Here is a 15,839-nt window from a genome sequence, read left to right on the forward strand (position 1 = left end):
GGGAGATGACAGATGAGGTCCAGGAGGCAGCCGAACGGCTGCTCGCGGACTACGAGGTGTTCGCCGCGCTGCCGGTGGATCTGCTGACTAGCCGCCAGGTCGTCGCCGTTTTGGACGCGATGGAACTGCTGACCAATCTGCTGCCCACTCAGCGCCACCGGCTGCTGGCCCGCCTACAGGGCGAGACCACTCCACGGGAGATGGGCGCGAAGTCCTGGAACGAAGTCCTGCGGATCCGCTGGCGGATGTCCTCGAGTGAGGCGAGCCGCCGCCTCGCCGAGGCCGGGGACCTCGGGCCCCGCCGGGGGCTGACCGGCGAACCCCTGGAACCGGTGTTGCCGGCGGTTGCCGCCGCCCAGGCCGCCGGAGTGATCAGCGCCGAGCACGTGAAGGTCTTGCGGGACGCGATGGCCAAGCTCCCCGCGTGGGTGGACGTGGTGACCCGCGGGCAGGTGGAGGTCGACCTGGTCCGCATCGCGGCCACCGTGGGCCCCAAGGACCTCAAGGACGCCGCGGAGTTCCGGCTGGTCCTCATCGACCAGGACGGCCCCGAACCCGACGACACCGAACCTGACCGGTCCCGCGGCGCCGACCTGAGCCCGCAGGGCCGTGACGGGATCACCGATTTCGACGGCCGGTTCACCCCCGAGTTGGTCGCGGTGCTCGAACCGTTGTTCGGCAAGTACGCCGCGCCGGGGATGTGCAACCCCGCCGACCCCGAACCCTGTATCTCGGGCACCCCCACTCAAGCCCAGATCGACAACGATCACCGCACCGCGTCCCAACGCCGCCACGACGCGTTGGTGGTGATCGGGCGGTTGGCGTTGATGAGCGGCGACGCCGGCCAGCTCAACGGGCTGCCGGTGTCGATCATCGTGCGCACCACCCTCCAAGAGTTGGAGTCCGGCGCCGGGGTCGGGGTCACCGGCGGCGGCACCAAGCTGCCGATCAAGGACGTGATCCGGTTGGGGGCGCACGCCCACCACTACCTGGCGGTGTTCGACAAGGCCACCGGGTCGGCGTTGGAACTGTTCCGCGCCCGCCGCACGGCGTCGCCGGCGCAGCGGATCATGCTGATCGCCCGCGACGGGGGCTGCACCAAACCGGGCTGCACCGTCGGCGCGTACGGCTGCCAAGTCCACCACGCCGTGACCGACTGGGCCCGCGGCGGGAACACCAACGTCGACGAGATGGCGTTGGCATGCGGCGCCGACAACCGCCTCGTCGGCGATGGCGGCTACACCACCACCATCACCGCCCGCGGCGACGTGGAATGGCAGCCCCCACCTGACCTCGACCACGGCCAGACCCGCCTCAACTTCCACCACCGACCCGACCTCCTCCTGCGCCCACCCGAGGACCCACCACCACAGCCCTCGACCGCCGACCTGCGACCAGCACCACCAGACGTCGAGGCGGATGCGGGCGCCGAGCAGGAGGTCGCCGAGCCCGAAACCGTTGCCGACCCCGAAACCGGGCCGCCTGCAACCGGATCCACCGTGGACAACCGTGCCTCGGTGGCTGCCCGCCGGCTCGCAGCGACCCCACCACCGCCCACCCCGGACAGCAACACCGATACCACCGGCACCCTCCCCGACGCCGGCCTCACCGATGCGGAACAGACCCGCTCCGGCATCGCCGCCGACACCGGCGAACGCGGACCACCCGACACCGCCGCGGCCTGACGCCGCACCCCCCCCACCGGCGCTACGCCAACCGCCGGATCACCACCGCGCACCGGCGCGGCGGCCCTACCGCTCACCACCGCGCCGGCCCAGCCCCGACCGCGCCCGAACCGAGCGGTTGATTTGCCGCGCCGCGACCGGCCCACGCCGGACGACGCGGCCAAGCCCTCGGGCCGCCAAGTCCTTGCCGACGCACGCACCCGCGATCCCGCGCCCGATCTTTGCCATTGCTGCGTGCAGTAGCGGTTTGCCGGGGTTAGAGTGTTCGCGGGGGTGGGGGGTCACCATGGCTGAAGTTGGATCGAAGGGTGCCCGAACGGGCGGACGCAAACGCGGCCGACCCGTGGGTAGGGCGTCGGTGACGACCCGGGACGGGATCGTCCGGGCGGCGCGCGTCGTCTTCGGCGCCCGCGGCTACGCCGCGACCACGCTGACGATGATCGCGCGCGAGGCGGGCCTGTCGAACACCGCCGTCTACTACTACTTCAGCTCCGTGGAGGACATCTACGGCGAGGTGGTCGCGGACACGGTGGGTCTGGTCGGGGCGTCGCTCGCCGACGTCACCACCCAGCGCAGCCTGCCGGCGCAGCTCGGCGCGTACGTCGCCGCGATGCACCGGCTCGACTTCCAGGACCGCTCGATGATGGGCTTCATGATCCACGAGTATCTCGACGCCGCCCGCGGCGCGCGCCTGGGTCGCGGCAAGGGTCCGCTGATGTCGAGTACCGAACGCTTCCTCGGCTCGTTGGTCCGCGCCGCGGTGGAGCGCGGGGAACTCGCCGCCGACACCGACGTCCGCGCGATGATCGGTCTGCTGTCGTCGATCATGTGGGGCGTCGGGCTCTACGCCGGCTTCGTCGACGAGGAGGAGACCATGGCGCGTGTCGGCGTCCACCTCGGCGCCGTGCTCAGCCGGGGGCTACCGCTGTCCGGAAGGCCGACCAGGCTGGTGGGGTGACGAGCGCGCGCCGAGACGACGGTATCGGTCTGCGGATTCGGGGGGATACCCGCAGACTTCCGAGGTCTCGGCGCGGCCGTCAGGCGCGGGACGCGTCAGCGCACCCCGCGACGATCATTGCGCGGCACCTTCACCCGGGTGAGGATCGCGACGTCGCCGTCCCCGAGCATGGTGGCCGCAGTGCTGGCCGCCTCGTCCACGGCGGTCACCACGTCGTCCAGCCGCGACGTCGAGTCGACGGTGGCGCGCACCACCACGGTGGGCCTGCCGCGGTCCTCGATGGCGACGGCCTTCGCGGACCGCACCGCCGGATGTGCCTGCACCGCAACGGCTGTCGCGTCGGCGAGGGAGCCGAGGTCGGCCGTGAAGTGCTGGTCGCCGCCGGGGGTGCTCAGGGTGAAGTCCGAGATGCGCCGTGCCGGCCGGTGCGTCGCCAGCCAGCGCAGCCCGACCAGTACGAGTAGCACGCCGCCGACCAACAGGCCGATCGGCCACCACCCCTGGCCGCTGGCATCGAGAACCGGCTTGGCCGACAACTCGCGCGGTGCACCCGACAGACGGTCGAGGGACCACAGGATGGCCAGGGCGGCCGCGGCGAGCAGCAGCGCGCCGATGACGAACGAGGCCACCCGGTCCAGGGTGACGGCGGTGCGGGTCACGAGCGTCCTCCGATCTTCGTGCGAACCTTGACACTCGGCTGACGGGTCAACGGCTGCAGGGCATCTCGCACGGCAGCGGTGATGGTCTCCGAGGAGATGGCCGTGGTGGTGACGTCCGCCTGCACGACGACCTTCGAGCGCGACGCACGAACGTGCGCCTTCAGCACCCCGGGTACGCCGCGCACCGCGTTGCCGGCCAGACGGGCCACCGCGTCGTCCTCGAGGTACACGGACGTGCGGGCGGTCACCTCCCGGCCGATCTTCGTGCGCGGCTTGAGTGCGGCGATGACGCAGACGAGACCGACGATCGCGACCACCACGGCGGCGGGCAGCAACCAGGGCTCCGGCTGGAGTCCGTCGATGGCGTCGATGGCCGCCCCGGACCACGGCTGCCCGGCGGTCCAGTCGAACATGACGGCGGCGTCGCGAATGGCGATGGCGCCCAATGCGATCAGGACGACGCTCGAGGCGACGCCGACGTAGCTCGCGCCGGAGGATGCGACCGGCGCATGGGCCTTCGCGGGTTCGACGGCGGGGGTCGCGCCGACTGACGTGGTCACAGCAGGGTCCTCTCGGGGCGGGCGTCGTCCGCCACGATGCGATCGATCCGCACGGTGACGCCGTCGACGTGCAGTCCGGCCATCTCGGTCAGTGCGGCGGTGACGTTGCGGTGCACCTCGGCGGCCACGACGGGCAGCTGGTGGGACCACGCGACGGCGATGTCGACCTCGGCACGGATGCGGTCACCGGCGACGGCGACGTGCGTCCGCGGCAGGTCGCGTCCCACCAGCCGGCCGACGGCACCGGAATGGCTGCGCACGCCACGGGTGTCGAGTGCCGCGCGGGTGGCGATGCGTTCCGCGACGCGGTCCTTCAGGGTCAGGCGCCCGCGTGCGGCGACGTCGTCGTCGCGCGGCTCGCCGGATTCGTCAGCCACGGCCCCGTCCCCGTAGCAGCGCGGTCGCGTCGAACTCGCCATCGCGGTGTCCACCGATGACGTAGCCGATGGCGCCGAGCACGAGTGCGACGAGGAAGCCGGTGAAACCGCCTGCGGCAGCGGCAACGCCGAGCAACAGGCCGGCCAGCAGGCCCACGGTCGAAGTGGTCATGTCGATCTCCGTATCGGTTGGATGGTGCAGATGTTCGGGTGAAGCAGGTGGTTCGGCGAGCGGGTGGTGCTAGAGCGTGATGTAGCGGCGCGTGGCGCGGTGTCGCAGCCAGCGCCGCAGTGCGGCCCGCCGTCGGCTCCCGGTGGCGCGCACGATCACGGTCGGCTCGGAGCGTCGCGCGTCGATCTCGGCCAGGGCCGCGATGAACGCGGACGCAGAGCCGCCGGCGTCGGGATGGTGAGCCCTGGCGGCGGCCCTGCGGGCCGCGGTCCGGCCGAGATCGTCGCGCGGGTGGGTCATGCCGGTTCGATCACGTCTTCGACGGTGACGTCGACCGCGAGCCCCGGGTACTCCGCGGTCACCGCACGGCGCACCGCAGCGGCGACGTCGCGGATCGGCGATCCGACGAGCGCGCTGAGGTGGATCTGCACGGTGTCGTCGGTGAGGCGGATGCCTGGGACGCGACGGCCCGGGAGGTAGGTGCCCACCTCGCCGAACATGCCCGAGTGCAGGTCCGCCACGCCGGGGATGGCCCGCACGACCGCTGCGAGGCGATCGGCGGGCTCACCCGCGGTCGAGGGCTCGGTCCCGGTCACTGGACGCGAGCGGCGTGGGACTCGTCGTCGGCCTTGGTGTCCGAGTCGTCGTCGACGTGGATGTCGTGGACGGTGATGTCGACCTCGATGACCTCGAGGCCGGTCATGCGCTCGATCGCGGCGATCACGTTGCGGCGGATGCCACCGGCGAGATCGGCGATGGAGACGCCGTACTCGGCGACGATGTCGATGTCGATGGCGGCCTGCTTCTCGCCGACCTCGACCGAGACACCCTGGGAGAAGTTGGTGGTGGCGCCCGGGATGCGCTCACGCAGCGAGCCGACGACGCGCGAGGTGTTGCCACCCAGGTCGTACACGCCGTGCACCTCGCGGGCGGCCAGGCCGGCGATCTTCGACACGACGGTGTCGGCGATCACGGTCTTGCCGTGCGTGGTCTGCAGGACGCTCGGGCTGGAGGGGGCTACGGTCGACGCGGTGGTCTGGCCGTCGGAGGTCTTGGCACTCGTCATGATTTCTCCTGTGAAAACTCGTTACGGGGTTGGTCTTTCGTACATAGGGTTGGACGCAGGCCGGATGGCGAACCGAACGTCGTGAGGATGTGGTGTACAGCACAGGGGAGTCCACCGACGAGGACGCCGGTGACGACCGCTATCTGGCCGCCGCGGCCGCTGCGGGTGACCGGACCGCGTTCGAGGTACTGGTCCGCAGACACGGTCCCGCGCTGTTCCGCTACGCGCGCCGGATGGTCCGCGACGAGGGCACCGCGGCCGACGTCGCCCAGGAGACCTTCGTTGCCGCGTGGCGCCGGATGGCCGACTTCCGGGCCGATTCGTCGGTCCGGACCTGGCTGTTCGCGATCTGCGCCCGCAAGGTCGTCGATTCGCGGCGGGTCAAGGTGGCACAGCCCATCGACGACCGGCTGGTGGACCCGGCGGACACCTCGGCGGGCGCCGACCCGTTCGAATCGGTGTCCAACCACGAGTTTCTCGCGGCCCTCGACGTCGCACTGTCCGAGCTGCCCGTGCGTCAACGTGAGGTGTGGATCCTGAGAGACATTGAGCGATTGACGTTTCCGCAGATAGGGGAGATCCTGAAGTTGAGTCCCGACGCGGCGCGAGGACATCATCATCGTGCGCGCACCACCCTGGCCCAACGACTGCAGCGATGGCGATGACTACCGACCCGATCTCCGAACGGATCCTCGAGCGTGCGCGCGACGTCCTGCGCGACACCCCCGAGCCGGGGTGGGACGCCGTCGTCGAGCAGGTCCTCGCGCGGGTGCGGGCGACGCCGCGGCAGGGCTGGCCCATCCGCGCCGAGGACCCCGCCCCCGACGTGGCACCGGGTGGCATCGCCGTCAGCGACATGGCGCTCAGCGGTGAGATCGCCCGCACCGTCCGCCGCCTGGCCGACGTCGAACTCGACGGCGTCGACCTCGCGATCGAGGACGAGCGGCTGACCGGTGTCCGCGTCGAACTCGCGGGCCACTACGGCGCGCGCCTCGGCCCCACCGGCGGAGTGGTGCGCACCGCGATCGAGGACGTCCTCGCGGACGCACTCGGCATCCGTGCGGTGGGCGTCCCGATCGACGTCGTCTTCACCGACGTGGCGGACCCCACCGGCGCTGCGACCGATGACGACCCGACCCACGACTGATCCTCTCGCCGGCGTTCTCCCGAGAGGCTATCGCCAGATGCGGACCCGCGCGGCAGGCTCGAGATAAAGCTCGTCGGACTCGCTGACGTCGAACGCGTCGTAGTAGGCGTCCATGTTGCGGATGACGCCGTTGCAGCGGAACTCCGGCGGTGAGTGCGGGTCGATCGCGAGACGGCGGATCGCCTCGGCGTCGCGGGACTTGGTCCGCCACACCTGCGCCCACCCGTAGAAGACGCGCTGCACACCGGTGAGCCCGTCTAGGACCGGCGCCTCCTTGCCGTCGAGGGACAGCTCGTAGGCCAGCAGCGCGATCGACAGCCCGCCCAGGTCGCCGATGTTCTCACCCACGGTGAACGCACCGTTGACGTGCTGGCCCTCGGCCAGCTGCCGGGGCACGAAGTGCTCGTACTGCTCGATCAGCGCCTGCGTGCGCTGGCCGAACTCGGCGCGGTCGTGGTCGGTCCACCAGTCGACGAGGTTGCCATCGCCGTCGTACTTGGCGCCCTGGTCGTCGAAGCCGTGGCCGATCTCGTGGCCGATGACGGCACCGATGCCGCCGTAGTTGGCCGCGTCGTCGGCCTCGGCGTCGAAGAACGGCGGCTGCAGGATCGCCGCGGGGAAGACGATCTCGTTCATCCCCGGGTTGTAGTAGGCGTTGACGGTCTGCGGCGTCATGAACCACTCGTCGCGGTCGACCGGCCCGCCGAGCTTGGCGAGTTCGCGGTCGGTCTCCACGGCCTGGCCACGTACGTAGTTGCCGTACAGGTCGTTGCGGTCGATCACCAGCTCCGAGTAGTCCCGCCACCGCGCCGGGTAGCCGATCTTCGGGGTGAACTTGTCGAGCTTGGCCAGCGCCCGCTGACGGGTCTCCGGCGTCATCCACTCGAGGTCGCCGATGCTCACCCGGTAGGCCTTGCGCAGGTTCTCGACCAGCTCGTCCATCCGCGCCTTCGACGCAGGCGGGAAGTGGCGCTCCACGTAGAGCTTGCCCACCGCGTCGCCCATCAGACCCTCGACCAGGGACACGCCGCGCTTCCAGCGGTCCCGGATCTCCTGGGTGCCCGACAGCCTGCGGCCGTAGAAGTCGAAGTTCTCGGCGATGACGTCGTCGGTGAGCATGGCGGCGCGGCCGTTGATCATCCGCCAGCGCAGCCAGCGCTTCCAGTCCTCGAGGTCGCGCTCGGCCCACAGTGCGGCGAACGCGGTCAGGTAGTCGGGCTGCCGGATGACGATCTCCGCGACCTGCTCGGGCGTGGTGCCCAGCGCGGCGACCCAGCCGGTCCAGTCGAAGCCGGGGGCCTCGTCGGACAGGTCGGCGAACCGGCGCAGGTTGTAGGTGAGGTCGGCGTCGCGGCGCTTCACGACGTCCCAGTGCGCGGCGGCCAGCGCCGTCTCGAGGGCGACGATGCGCTCGGCCGTCGCCTGCCACTCGCCGGGCTGCGGCTCCTCGCCGAACACCAGGCCGAACATCCGCGCGACGTGGCCGGGGTACGCCGCGAGGATCTCGGCGTGCTGCGGATCGCGGTAGTACGACTCGTCGGGCAGTCCGAGGCCGGACTGCGAGAAGTGCAGCAGGTAGCGGGTGGAGTCCTTGGAGTCAGTGTCGACGTACACGCCGGCGCCACCGCCGATGCCGACGCGCTGCAGCCCGCCGAGCACCGCGGCCAGCGCCGCGTGGTCGGCGGCCTCGTCGACCGCGGCGAGTTCGTTCAGCAACGGCCGAACACCCGCGGTGGCGACGGCGGCCTCGTCCATGAAGCTCGCGAACAGGTCGCCCACGCGCTGCTCGTCGGTGCCCTCCGGAGCGTTGGCGGCGGCCGACTCGTTGATCAACTCGCGCACCTGCTCCTCGGCCCGGTCGGCGAGCGTGCGGAACGCGCCGTCGGTCGCGCGGTCGGCGGGGATGTCGTACTCCTCGAGCCAACGGCCGTTGACGTGACCGAAGAGGTCGTCCTGCGGGCGGGCGGAGTCGTCGACGTAGGTGAGGTCGATACCGGATCGGATGGCTTCAAGCGTCACGCCTCCATCCTGCCATCGGACGGCGACTGCACGCCGGGACGACGTCAGTCGAGCGAATTCGGCTGCCGGGTACCCTCACGCCCATGCCCGACGAGCCCGCAGACGCCAAGCGCGAGCCGACCGTGACGACGTCCGAGGACACCGGCGGCGGCATCACCGGCTACGGCATCGGCTCCGCCGTCCTCGGTGCGCTGTGCGTGGTGGCCGTGGTGCTGGCGACCATCGTGTGGTCGGGCCATCGCAGCGACGCCTCCGAGCGGACCCATCAGACCGAGGTGCTGCAGGCCGCGGTCGACTGGACCAACGTGCTGGTGAACATGAACAAGGACACCGTCGACCAGAGTCTCCGGACGCTGCACGACGGTACGGTCGGCCAGCTCAATGCCGACTTCGACTCGACGGTCGAGCCGTTCCGGCAACTCGTCGCGAAGCTGCAGTCGCAGACCACCGGTCAGGTCGAGTCGGTGTCGATCGAGTCGCTGCACCACGACCCGCCGGGACGGCAGCAGACCGGCCCGCAGCCCGAGCTGTCCACCGTCGCGTCGCGCACCGACACTGTGATCGTCGTCGCCACCTCGGTGAGCGAGAACGCGAGCGGCGCCGCCCCGCAGTCTGTGCGCTGGAACCTGCGCCTGGGCATCTCGGACGTCGACGGCAAGCTGCTCGTCTCGACGCTGGAGGCGATGCGATGAGGAACACGCTGCGCGTCGCGCTGTTCGACGTCCTGGCGCCGCTGGCCGCGATCGCCGCGCTGATCTACCTCGGCGCCGCATTGTCCTGGCCGCTGTGGTGGGTGGCCGTCACGTCGGTGCTGTGCCTGCTGATCGTGCAGGCCATGATCGTCGACTTCGTGCTGTACCGCCGCGACGGCGTGACGATGGGCACCGACGACGACGGACCCGGCCTGCGCCTCGTCGTGGTGGGCCTCACCGCCGCCGCACTGATCGCCGCGGTGGTGGTCGGCTACACGCAGTGGACCGTGCCGGACCGCACCATGAATGCCGACATCGCCGAGGTGACGGGCATCGCCAGCAGTGTCGCCGAGGCGTCGGCGACGTTCACCCCGCAGGACCCCGACGCGTCGATCAACCGCGCCACCGGCCTGATGACGCCCGAGCGTGCCGAGGCCTATCGCAGCGAATTCGCCGCCGTCGCAAGGGAATTGACGAGCAAGAACATCTCCGGTCAGGCGGCGACCATCTCGGCGGGCGTGGAGGCCATCGGCCCGGCCGTCGCCAGCGTGGCCGTCGTAATGCGGGGCACGCAGAACGCCCCGGGAAAGCCCGCGGACGTCGCCGTCTACGCGCTGCGGATCACGCTCACCAAGGACGACGGCACCTGGCGCGTGGTCGACGTGACGCCGGTCAACTCGCGCTAGTAGCTCAGCGCTCGGCGCGCTCGTCGTGGATCTTGGCGAAGCGGTCCGAGAGTCGCCGCATGCGGATCATCAGTGATGCCGGAGGGCAGTCCTTGCCCTCGAGGTAGGTGGCGAGCGTGGTGGGCGGCAGCCCGATCCGCGACGCGAACTCCTGCTGGCCCAGACCGGAACGCTCGAGCAGCAGCCGCACGTGGCGGGCGACCTCGGCGCACTCGTTGGCCTCGAGGTGGGCGCGGGTGCGCACCAGCACCTCGGCCAGCGCCTTGGACACGCCGTAGGGCGGCGCCGTCTCCAGGACCTCCTCGACCTGCCGGGCGGTTCTGCCGTAGGGGTCGCGCTTCACCGCGACGACGATGCGCTGCCAGACGGTGAGGTCGTCGGTGTCGAGCGCGGCGCGGATCGACGACGTCGGCCAGAACTCGACGGGACGGTCGTCGACCTGCGGGCGCTGCGGCGGGGAGGTGGGAGGACGCGGACGGCCGGAAGCGGCGTCGCTGCGCGTGTTCCGCGTATCAGCGGACAACGTCACCTAGCCTCCTCCAGCATCGCCACCGCCACGGATAGGCAGCGACTCCTCACCCGCTCCCAGTCTGCCTGCCCGTCGGGGTCCGGCGCCTGACCGTCGGTCGGTGCGTCGTCCACGTCCGACGGGTGGGGGTCGGCCAGCCGCCGGATCAACTGCGTGGCCACCCACTGTCTACGCGAGCGGTTCCCAGAGTAATACCGGTCCATCCGGGCCAGCACCTCCGCGGCGGTCTGGGTCTCCATCGAGTCGACCAGATCGGCGAACTCCGCGAAGTCGCGTCGTGAGTTGCGGCACATGATCAGGTAGCTCTTCAGCCGCAGCGTCTCGGCGCCGGTGGGGATCTGCAACCGGTCGCCGGTGGGCAGCAGCACGTTGGTGGTCTCCATGGGCTTGCGCCGCTCGACCACGGGTTCGTCGGCGTCGGCCGTCGTCTGCAGGGCGTCGAGGGCCACGGCGAGCCGGCCGCGCCACATGGTGACGGGGTGCACGGTCGCGGGCGCGGTCCGCTTGCCGTTGCCCCCGCCGGAGCCGACCCGGGAGGTGAACCGGCTGCCGCTGCGGGTGCCGATCCGGACGGTGTCGGCGGCCGCGCCGTTGGGGACGTCGGGGCGAGCGGAGCGACGGGAGGGAACGTCGGGGCGAGCGGCGCGACCGGAGGGGATCGCGCCCGGGGCCTGCGCGCGGGCCACCGATCCGACGAGCTGCGGTTCGTCGCCGCCCTTGATCCAGGGACCGCAGCCGCTGAAGGCCAGCGGATCGGCGACGATGATGCTCTGCGGCGCGAGGTTCTTCAGCTTCGCGGCGGTCCTGACGACGGTGCGGATGTCGCTGCCCGACGGGCCGGTCTCGGAGATGTTCTCCGGGATGATCACCAGGTCGCCGATGTCGATCTTGGGCAGCGGCTTCTCGAAGTCCACCGACGGCAGGATGCGATCCAGCCAGCGCGGCAGCCACCAGTTCCACTCGGCGAACATCGCCATCAGTGCGGGCACCAGGACGAGGCGGACGATGGTGGCGTCGACCGCGATCGCCACCGCGCACGCCACGCCGAGCTGGCCGACGAGCGGCATGCCCGCGAACGCGAACCCGACGAACACCGCGATCATGATCAGCGCGGCGCTGGTGATGGTCCGCGCGCTGGTGCTCACGCCGTAGGCGACGGCGTCGCGGGTGTTCTGGGTCTGGACGAAACGTTCCCGGATGCGGGTGAGCAGGAAGATCTCGTAGTCCATCGACAGACCGAACGTCATCGCGAGGACGAGCGGCGGGATGGTGCTGTCGATCGACGTCAGCGGCTCGAACCCGAGCGACTCCAACCAGCCCCACTCGAAGACGACCACGAGGCTGCCGTAGGCCGCGGCCACCGACAGCACCGTCATCAGCACGCCCTTGAACGCCAGGAACACTGATCTGATCGAGATCAGCAGCATGACGAACGCGATCAGCGCCACGAACACGAACACCAGCGGCTGACTGGCCGAGACGCGGTCGTCGAAGTCCTTGAGCAGGGCGGTCGGGCCGCCGACGTCGATCGTCGCGCGGTCACCGGCCGCCTCGGGCACGTTGGCCCGCAGCCAGTCGATGGTGTCGCGGGCGCCGGCCTCCTCGGGGTCGATCGACAGGACCACCGACGTCAGCGCGCTGCGGTTGTCGTCGCCGAACACCGGCGGTGACACGTTGACCACGTAGGGCGCCTCGGCGATCCTCTGCTCGATCGCCGTCAGCGTCGGAGCGTTCGCGGGCTGGTTCGCGCCGCCGTCCGGGAAGGTCACCAGCACGCGGATGGGCCCCAGCGCGCCGGGGCCGAGCGCCTCGGCGGCCGCGTTGATGCCGCCGCGGATCTCGTGGGTGGGCTCGAACTGGCGCTGCAGGCTGTTGCCGAGCGTCATCGCGAACGCGGGCGCGGCGAAGGCAAGCAGGCAGGCGGCCGCGGCGATCGCCGAGATCCACGGCCTGCGCATCACCCACGTGACCCAGCGCGTCCAGAACCGGGACTGCGTGACGTCGGGGCGGCGGGACATGTGCAGGTACGTCGACCGCTTCGCGGCGTGCTTGCCGAACGTGCGCAGCACGGCCGGGGTCAGCGTGGTCGAGGTAAGGACGGCGACGGCCACGGCGAGGATGGCGCCGGTGGCCATCGACGACAGCACCGGCGTGTTGATCAGGTAGATGCCGGTCATCGACGCGATCACCGTCAGGCCCGACAGCAGCACCGCCAGGCCCGACGTGCCCATGGCGGCGTCCGCCGCCTGCTCGGCGTCGCGGCCCGCCCGCAGCTCCTCCCGGAACCGCATGAGGATGAACAGCGAGTAGTCCACCGCGAGCGCGATGCCGAACATGGAGACCGTCGACGTCACGAACACCGACATGGTGGTGACCGTGGACAGCAGGAAGACCAGGCCCATCGTCACCGCGACCGTGCACACGCCGAGCAGCAGCGGCAGGGCGGCGGCTGCCAGCGACCCGAACACGGCCAGCAGCACGATCAGGACGATCGGCAGGTTCCACTTCTCGGCCTGGGCGATGTCGTGCTTGGTGGCCTCACCCGCCGCCGCGCTGAGCGCACCCTGGCCGATCACGTACAGCCGGACCTTGCCGTCCGCCGTCTCGCCGGGCTCCTCGCCGTCGATGCCGATGTCCTTGCGCAGCTTCTTGGCGATGTCGGTGCTGCCGCTGTCGAACCCCGTCTGCAGGGACAGCACGTAGGGCCGGTCGGGCTGCGGCGGCGGCTGCTGCGGGTTGCGCAGGATGGTGACGCGGGGCTCGCCCGCGGCGATGCGCTCCAGTTCTCCGACGGCGGCCGTCATGTCGGCGAAGGACGCGTCCGCGCGGGGGGCCGCGACCAGCGCCAGGGGCGATGCGCCCTGGTCGGGGTAGTGGTCCTCGACCTGGTACTCGACGTTCAGCGACTGCGACCCGGAGACCTCGAAACCGCCTCCGACGAGGTTGCCGGAGTTGGTCAGCGCGAGGTACACCGACGGGAGGAGAAGGAACAGCCACGCCGCGAAGACCGCCCAGCGGTATCTGCGCAGGTTGCTGCTCAAGCGCATCATGAACTGCTGGATGACGAACCTCGGCCTTCTCCCCGGCGTTTCGTAGACTGGAGCGTACCGCAGCACCGTGTACGGTTGCCCGCCCGAGAGTGGCTTTCGGCTGGTGGGGGGCGTCTTCGGACCCGCTCGTCGGCCACCACCGACCGGCGTGTGCCGCGCGTGGCCCACCGCCCGGCGCCGCATCGGGCTGAGGATTAGCTGAGTGGATTGTGCGAGCGGTGCGGGTCGATGGCAATATGACTCGAATCGGCGATGGGTCGGGGATTCGATCGCCGCCCGATAGCGAGCGTTCACGCAGCCAGGAGCGTGCGTGGACCGTGAGGAGCAACCCATGACCCATACCACCGGAGCCGTCCGACGAGGACTGCTCGGCGTGTTCGCTGTGACTGCAGCCGGAGGTGCCGCCGTCGCGGCGCTCGCCGTGCCGGGCGGCCTGTCCGCCCCGTCGGCGACCGCGGCCACGGACCCGTGCGCGGCCAGCGAGGTGGCCAAGACGATCGGCTCGGTCGCGACGTCCACGGGCGGCTACCTCGACGCGCACCCGCAGACCAACACCGCGCTGACCACGATCTCGCAGCAGCAGGGCGGACCCCAGTCGCTGGTAGCTCTGAAGACCTACTTCGACGCCAATCCCGAGGTCGCCGACGACATGAAGGCGTTGCAGGCGCCGCTGGTGTCGCTGTCGGGCCGGTGCAAGCTGCCGCTTACGCTGCCGCAGCTGATGGGTCTGATGCAGACCGCCCAGTCGCAGGGCGGCGCGGTCGCCGGAACGGTCCCCGGTGGTTTGCCGGCGGGCTCGCCGTCGGCGCAGACGGTCGCCGTCCCGGGCGCCGTCGCACCCACGGTGCCGACCCCCCGCACGGCACCGCGACAGGGCGCGGGCCCGCTGCCCGGACCCCCGTCGATCACCGCCGGATAGCGACTGCCGTCGCGAACGGCACCGAGGCGAAGAATTTCACCTGGGCTTTTACGGTTTCTCACAGCTGATTGACCGCAAGGCAAGAAACTCGTCGGGGATTCTGCTTAGCTTTTCGATGTCGGTAACCGCCTGGGGTTACGGCCACTCCGTTTTCGAAGAAGGAGCTTGATCATGTTGCTCTCGGCCAATGCTGGGCGACGTGCGGTAGCCGGCGTCGTGGGCGCCGGCGCGATCGCAGGCGCAATGCTGTTCGGTGCGCTGCCCTCCGCCATGGCGGAGCCCGCGCCCAACCCGCCGAACTGCACCGCCGCCGATCTGGCGGGCGTGGCCTCCGGCGTCTCGGCGTCGACGTCGGCCTACCTGTTCACCCACCCGGACGTGAACAACTTCTTCACCGGCCTCGAGGGCAAGAACCGCGACGAGGTCCGCGTCGAGGTCGATCGCTACCTGAACGACAACCCGCAGACCAAGGCCGAGCTGACGGGCATTCGCCAGCCGCTCGTCGACCTGAAGAACCGCTGCGGCTCGGCACCGGCGCCCGCACTCCCGTAGGCCCCGTGCCGCTGAGGCAGGGGGCACCGCTCACCGCGGGGGACGGGATCGGTCAGGAGCCGTCCTCGGACGGCTCCGGCCGGATGGTCCTGATGGTCGACGACGATCCGGACGTGCGCACCTCGGTGTCGCGCGGTCTGCGGCACTCGGGCTTCGACGTGCGCGTCGCATCGAACGGCAAGGAAGCGCTGCGTCTGCTGTCCACCGAGACGCACGACGCGCTGGTGCTGGACGTGCAGATGCCCGAACTCGACGGCGTCGCCGTGGTGACCGCGCTGCGCGCCCTGGGCAACGACATCCCGATCTGCGTGCTGTCGGCGCGCGACACCGTGAACGACAGGATCGCCGGGCTCGAGGCCGGCGCCGACGACTACCTCACCAAGCCGTTCGACCTCGGTGAGCTCGTCGCGCGCCTGCACGCGCTGCTGCGCAGGTCGGCGCACTCGGAGCAGGCGTCGGACACCATGACGGTGGGTCCGTTGACCATCGACACGGCGCGCCGCCTGGTGTTCGTCGACGGCGAGCGCGCCGAACTCACCAAGCGTGAATTCGACCTGCTGGCCGTGCTCGCCGAGAACGCGGGCGTGGTCCTGTCCCGTCAGCGTCTGCTCGAACTGGTGTGGGGCTACGACTTCGACGTCGACACCAACGTGGCCGACGTGTTCATCAGCTACCTGCGACGCAAGCTGGAGCGCGAGGGGCAGCCGCGGGTGATCCACACCGTGCGCGGCATCGGCTACGTCCTGCGCCAGGATCCGTAGCGGCTCG

General features: G+C 70.7%; 19 protein-coding genes. 9 read left to right on the forward strand and 10 right to left on the reverse strand.

Going from position 1 to position 15,839, the window contains the following annotated elements; all coding sequences use genetic code 11:
• Positions 1-5 precede the first annotated feature (5 nt).
• Together AC1MEY_RS24950 and AC1MEY_RS24955 are read left to right on the forward strand one after the other, a co-directional pair.
• Positions 6-1,685 (forward strand): HNH endonuclease signature motif containing protein, encoded by a 1,680-nt coding sequence (locus AC1MEY_RS24950; RefSeq protein ID WP_480228034.1) that lies wholly within the window; start codon positions 6-8, stop codon positions 1,683-1,685.
• A gap of 358 nt (positions 1,686-2,043) precedes the next feature.
• Positions 2,044-2,643: a TetR/AcrR family transcriptional regulator gene (locus tag AC1MEY_RS24955; protein WP_480228035.1), complete on the forward strand. Its 600-nt coding sequence runs from the start codon at positions 2,044-2,046 to the stop codon at positions 2,641-2,643.
• Between the two features lie 95 nt (positions 2,644-2,738).
• Here the strand turns inward: AC1MEY_RS24955 and AC1MEY_RS24960 are convergent, their stop codons facing one another.
• The 7 genes from AC1MEY_RS24960 to AC1MEY_RS24990 form a co-directional block, all read right to left on the reverse strand.
• The gene (locus tag AC1MEY_RS24960; RefSeq protein ID WP_480228036.1) at positions 2,739-3,302 is read right to left on the reverse strand and encodes a hypothetical protein; all 564 of its coding nucleotides are present in this window, start codon (positions 3,300-3,302) and stop codon (positions 2,739-2,741) included.
• A complete protein-coding gene (locus AC1MEY_RS24965; RefSeq protein ID WP_480228037.1) occupies positions 3,299-3,862 on the reverse strand; it encodes a DUF6286 domain-containing protein in 564 nt (187 codons plus the stop codon). Before AC1MEY_RS24965 ends, AC1MEY_RS24960 begins: the two co-directional genes overlap by 4 nt.
• Complete coding sequence (locus AC1MEY_RS24970; RefSeq protein ID WP_480228038.1) at positions 3,859-4,239, reverse strand: Asp23/Gls24 family envelope stress response protein; 381 nt, start codon at positions 4,237-4,239, stop codon at positions 3,859-3,861. Before AC1MEY_RS24970 ends, AC1MEY_RS24965 begins: the two co-directional genes overlap by 4 nt.
• Positions 4,232-4,411, reverse strand: a complete 180-nt coding sequence (locus AC1MEY_RS24975; protein WP_163796273.1) for a hypothetical protein — start codon at positions 4,409-4,411, stop codon at positions 4,232-4,234. The genes AC1MEY_RS24970 and AC1MEY_RS24975 overlap by 8 nt, the downstream gene beginning before the upstream one ends.
• Positions 4,412-4,480: 69 nt before the next feature.
• Positions 4,481-4,711 (reverse strand): hypothetical protein, encoded by a 231-nt coding sequence (locus AC1MEY_RS24980; protein WP_480228039.1) that lies wholly within the window; start codon positions 4,709-4,711, stop codon positions 4,481-4,483.
• Positions 4,708-5,007 carry a hypothetical protein gene (locus AC1MEY_RS24985; RefSeq protein WP_480228040.1) on the reverse strand — a complete coding sequence of 100 codons (300 nt, stop codon included), beginning with the start codon at positions 5,005-5,007 and terminating at the stop codon, positions 4,708-4,710. The genes AC1MEY_RS24980 and AC1MEY_RS24985 overlap by 4 nt, the downstream gene beginning before the upstream one ends.
• Positions 5,004-5,477, reverse strand: a complete 474-nt coding sequence (locus AC1MEY_RS24990; RefSeq protein WP_480228041.1) for an Asp23/Gls24 family envelope stress response protein — start codon at positions 5,475-5,477, stop codon at positions 5,004-5,006. Before AC1MEY_RS24990 ends, AC1MEY_RS24985 begins: the two co-directional genes overlap by 4 nt.
• Positions 5,478-5,569: 92 nt before the next feature.
• Between AC1MEY_RS24990 and AC1MEY_RS24995 the strand changes: the two genes are divergently transcribed.
• Complete coding sequence (locus AC1MEY_RS24995; protein WP_480228042.1) at positions 5,570-6,142, forward strand: RNA polymerase sigma factor; 573 nt, start codon at positions 5,570-5,572, stop codon at positions 6,140-6,142.
• Positions 6,133-6,624 (forward strand): hypothetical protein, encoded by a 492-nt coding sequence (locus tag AC1MEY_RS25000; RefSeq protein WP_480228043.1) that lies wholly within the window; start codon positions 6,133-6,135, stop codon positions 6,622-6,624. Before AC1MEY_RS24995 ends, AC1MEY_RS25000 begins: the two co-directional genes overlap by 10 nt.
• A gap of 27 nt (positions 6,625-6,651) precedes the next feature.
• Here the strand turns inward: AC1MEY_RS25000 and AC1MEY_RS25005 are convergent, their stop codons facing one another.
• Entirely contained in the window at positions 6,652-8,643 is a 1,992-nt protein-coding gene (locus AC1MEY_RS25005; protein WP_480228044.1) for a M13 family metallopeptidase, read from the reverse strand.
• A gap of 83 nt (positions 8,644-8,726) precedes the next feature.
• On the opposite strand from AC1MEY_RS25005, the gene AC1MEY_RS25010 reads away from it, so the two are divergent.
• Complete coding sequence (locus AC1MEY_RS25010; protein ID WP_480228045.1) at positions 8,727-9,335, forward strand: hypothetical protein; 609 nt, start codon at positions 8,727-8,729, stop codon at positions 9,333-9,335.
• Positions 9,332-10,021, forward strand: a complete 690-nt coding sequence (locus tag AC1MEY_RS25015) for a hypothetical protein (RefSeq protein ID WP_480228046.1) — start codon at positions 9,332-9,334, stop codon at positions 10,019-10,021. The genes AC1MEY_RS25010 and AC1MEY_RS25015 overlap by 4 nt, the downstream gene beginning before the upstream one ends.
• A gap of 4 nt (positions 10,022-10,025) precedes the next feature.
• Here AC1MEY_RS25015 and AC1MEY_RS25020 read toward each other — a convergent pair whose 3' ends face one another.
• Complete coding sequence (locus AC1MEY_RS25020) at positions 10,026-10,550, reverse strand: helix-turn-helix domain-containing protein (protein WP_480228047.1); 525 nt, start codon at positions 10,548-10,550, stop codon at positions 10,026-10,028.
• Positions 10,547-13,600: an MMPL family transporter gene (locus tag AC1MEY_RS25025; protein ID WP_480228048.1), complete on the reverse strand. Its 3,054-nt coding sequence runs from the start codon at positions 13,598-13,600 to the stop codon at positions 10,547-10,549. Before AC1MEY_RS25025 ends, AC1MEY_RS25020 begins: the two co-directional genes overlap by 4 nt.
• Before the next feature lie 331 nt (positions 13,601-13,931).
• Here AC1MEY_RS25025 and AC1MEY_RS25030 point away from each other — a divergent pair, with 331 nt between their 5' ends.
• The 3 genes from AC1MEY_RS25030 (at position 13,932) to AC1MEY_RS25040 (ending at position 15,832) form a co-directional block, all read left to right on the forward strand.
• Entirely contained in the window at positions 13,932-14,519 is a 588-nt protein-coding gene (locus AC1MEY_RS25030) for a hemophore (RefSeq protein ID WP_480228049.1), read from the forward strand.
• 171 nt (positions 14,520-14,690) lie between these two features.
• Positions 14,691-15,071, forward strand: coding sequence for a heme-binding protein (locus tag AC1MEY_RS25035; protein ID WP_480228050.1), 381 nt, complete (start codon positions 14,691-14,693; stop codon positions 15,069-15,071).
• An 83-nt stretch (positions 15,072-15,154) separates the two neighbouring features.
• Positions 15,155-15,832: a response regulator transcription factor gene (locus AC1MEY_RS25040; protein WP_480231661.1), complete on the forward strand. Its 678-nt coding sequence runs from the start codon at positions 15,155-15,157 to the stop codon at positions 15,830-15,832.
• Positions 15,833-15,839: the final 7 nt, after the last annotated feature.

This window comes from Mycobacterium sp. PTI7, from assembly GCF_056679845.1.

What these genes read in the sequence shown, in the direction of transcription:
- AC1MEY_RS24950 (WP_480228034.1), top strand. Translation starts at nt 6, where the DNA reads ATGACAGATGAGGTCCAGGAGGCAGCCGAACGGCTGCTCGCGGACTAC.
- AC1MEY_RS24975 (WP_163796273.1), bottom strand. Translation starts at nt 4,411, where the DNA reads ATGACCACTTCGACCGTGGGCCTGCTGGCCGGCCTGTTGCTCGGCGTT.
- AC1MEY_RS24980 (WP_480228039.1), bottom strand. Translation starts at nt 4,711, where the DNA reads ATGACCCACCCGCGCGACGATCTCGGCCGGACCGCGGCCCGCAGGGCC.
- AC1MEY_RS24990 (WP_480228041.1), bottom strand. Translation starts at nt 5,477, where the DNA reads ATGACGAGTGCCAAGACCTCCGACGGCCAGACCACCGCGTCGACCGTA.
- AC1MEY_RS25000 (WP_480228043.1), top strand. Translation starts at nt 6,133, where the DNA reads ATGGCGATGACTACCGACCCGATCTCCGAACGGATCCTCGAGCGTGCG.
- AC1MEY_RS25010 (WP_480228045.1), top strand. Translation starts at nt 8,727, where the DNA reads ATGCCCGACGAGCCCGCAGACGCCAAGCGCGAGCCGACCGTGACGACG.
- AC1MEY_RS25015 (WP_480228046.1), top strand. Translation starts at nt 9,332, where the DNA reads ATGAGGAACACGCTGCGCGTCGCGCTGTTCGACGTCCTGGCGCCGCTG.
- AC1MEY_RS25025 (WP_480228048.1), bottom strand. Translation starts at nt 13,600, where the DNA reads ATGATGCGCTTGAGCAGCAACCTGCGCAGATACCGCTGGGCGGTCTTC.
- AC1MEY_RS25030 (WP_480228049.1), top strand. Translation starts at nt 13,932, where the DNA reads ATGACCCATACCACCGGAGCCGTCCGACGAGGACTGCTCGGCGTGTTC.
- AC1MEY_RS25035 (WP_480228050.1), top strand. Translation starts at nt 14,691, where the DNA reads ATGTTGCTCTCGGCCAATGCTGGGCGACGTGCGGTAGCCGGCGTCGTG.
- AC1MEY_RS25040 (WP_480231661.1), top strand. Translation starts at nt 15,155, where the DNA reads ATGGTCCTGATGGTCGACGACGATCCGGACGTGCGCACCTCGGTGTCG.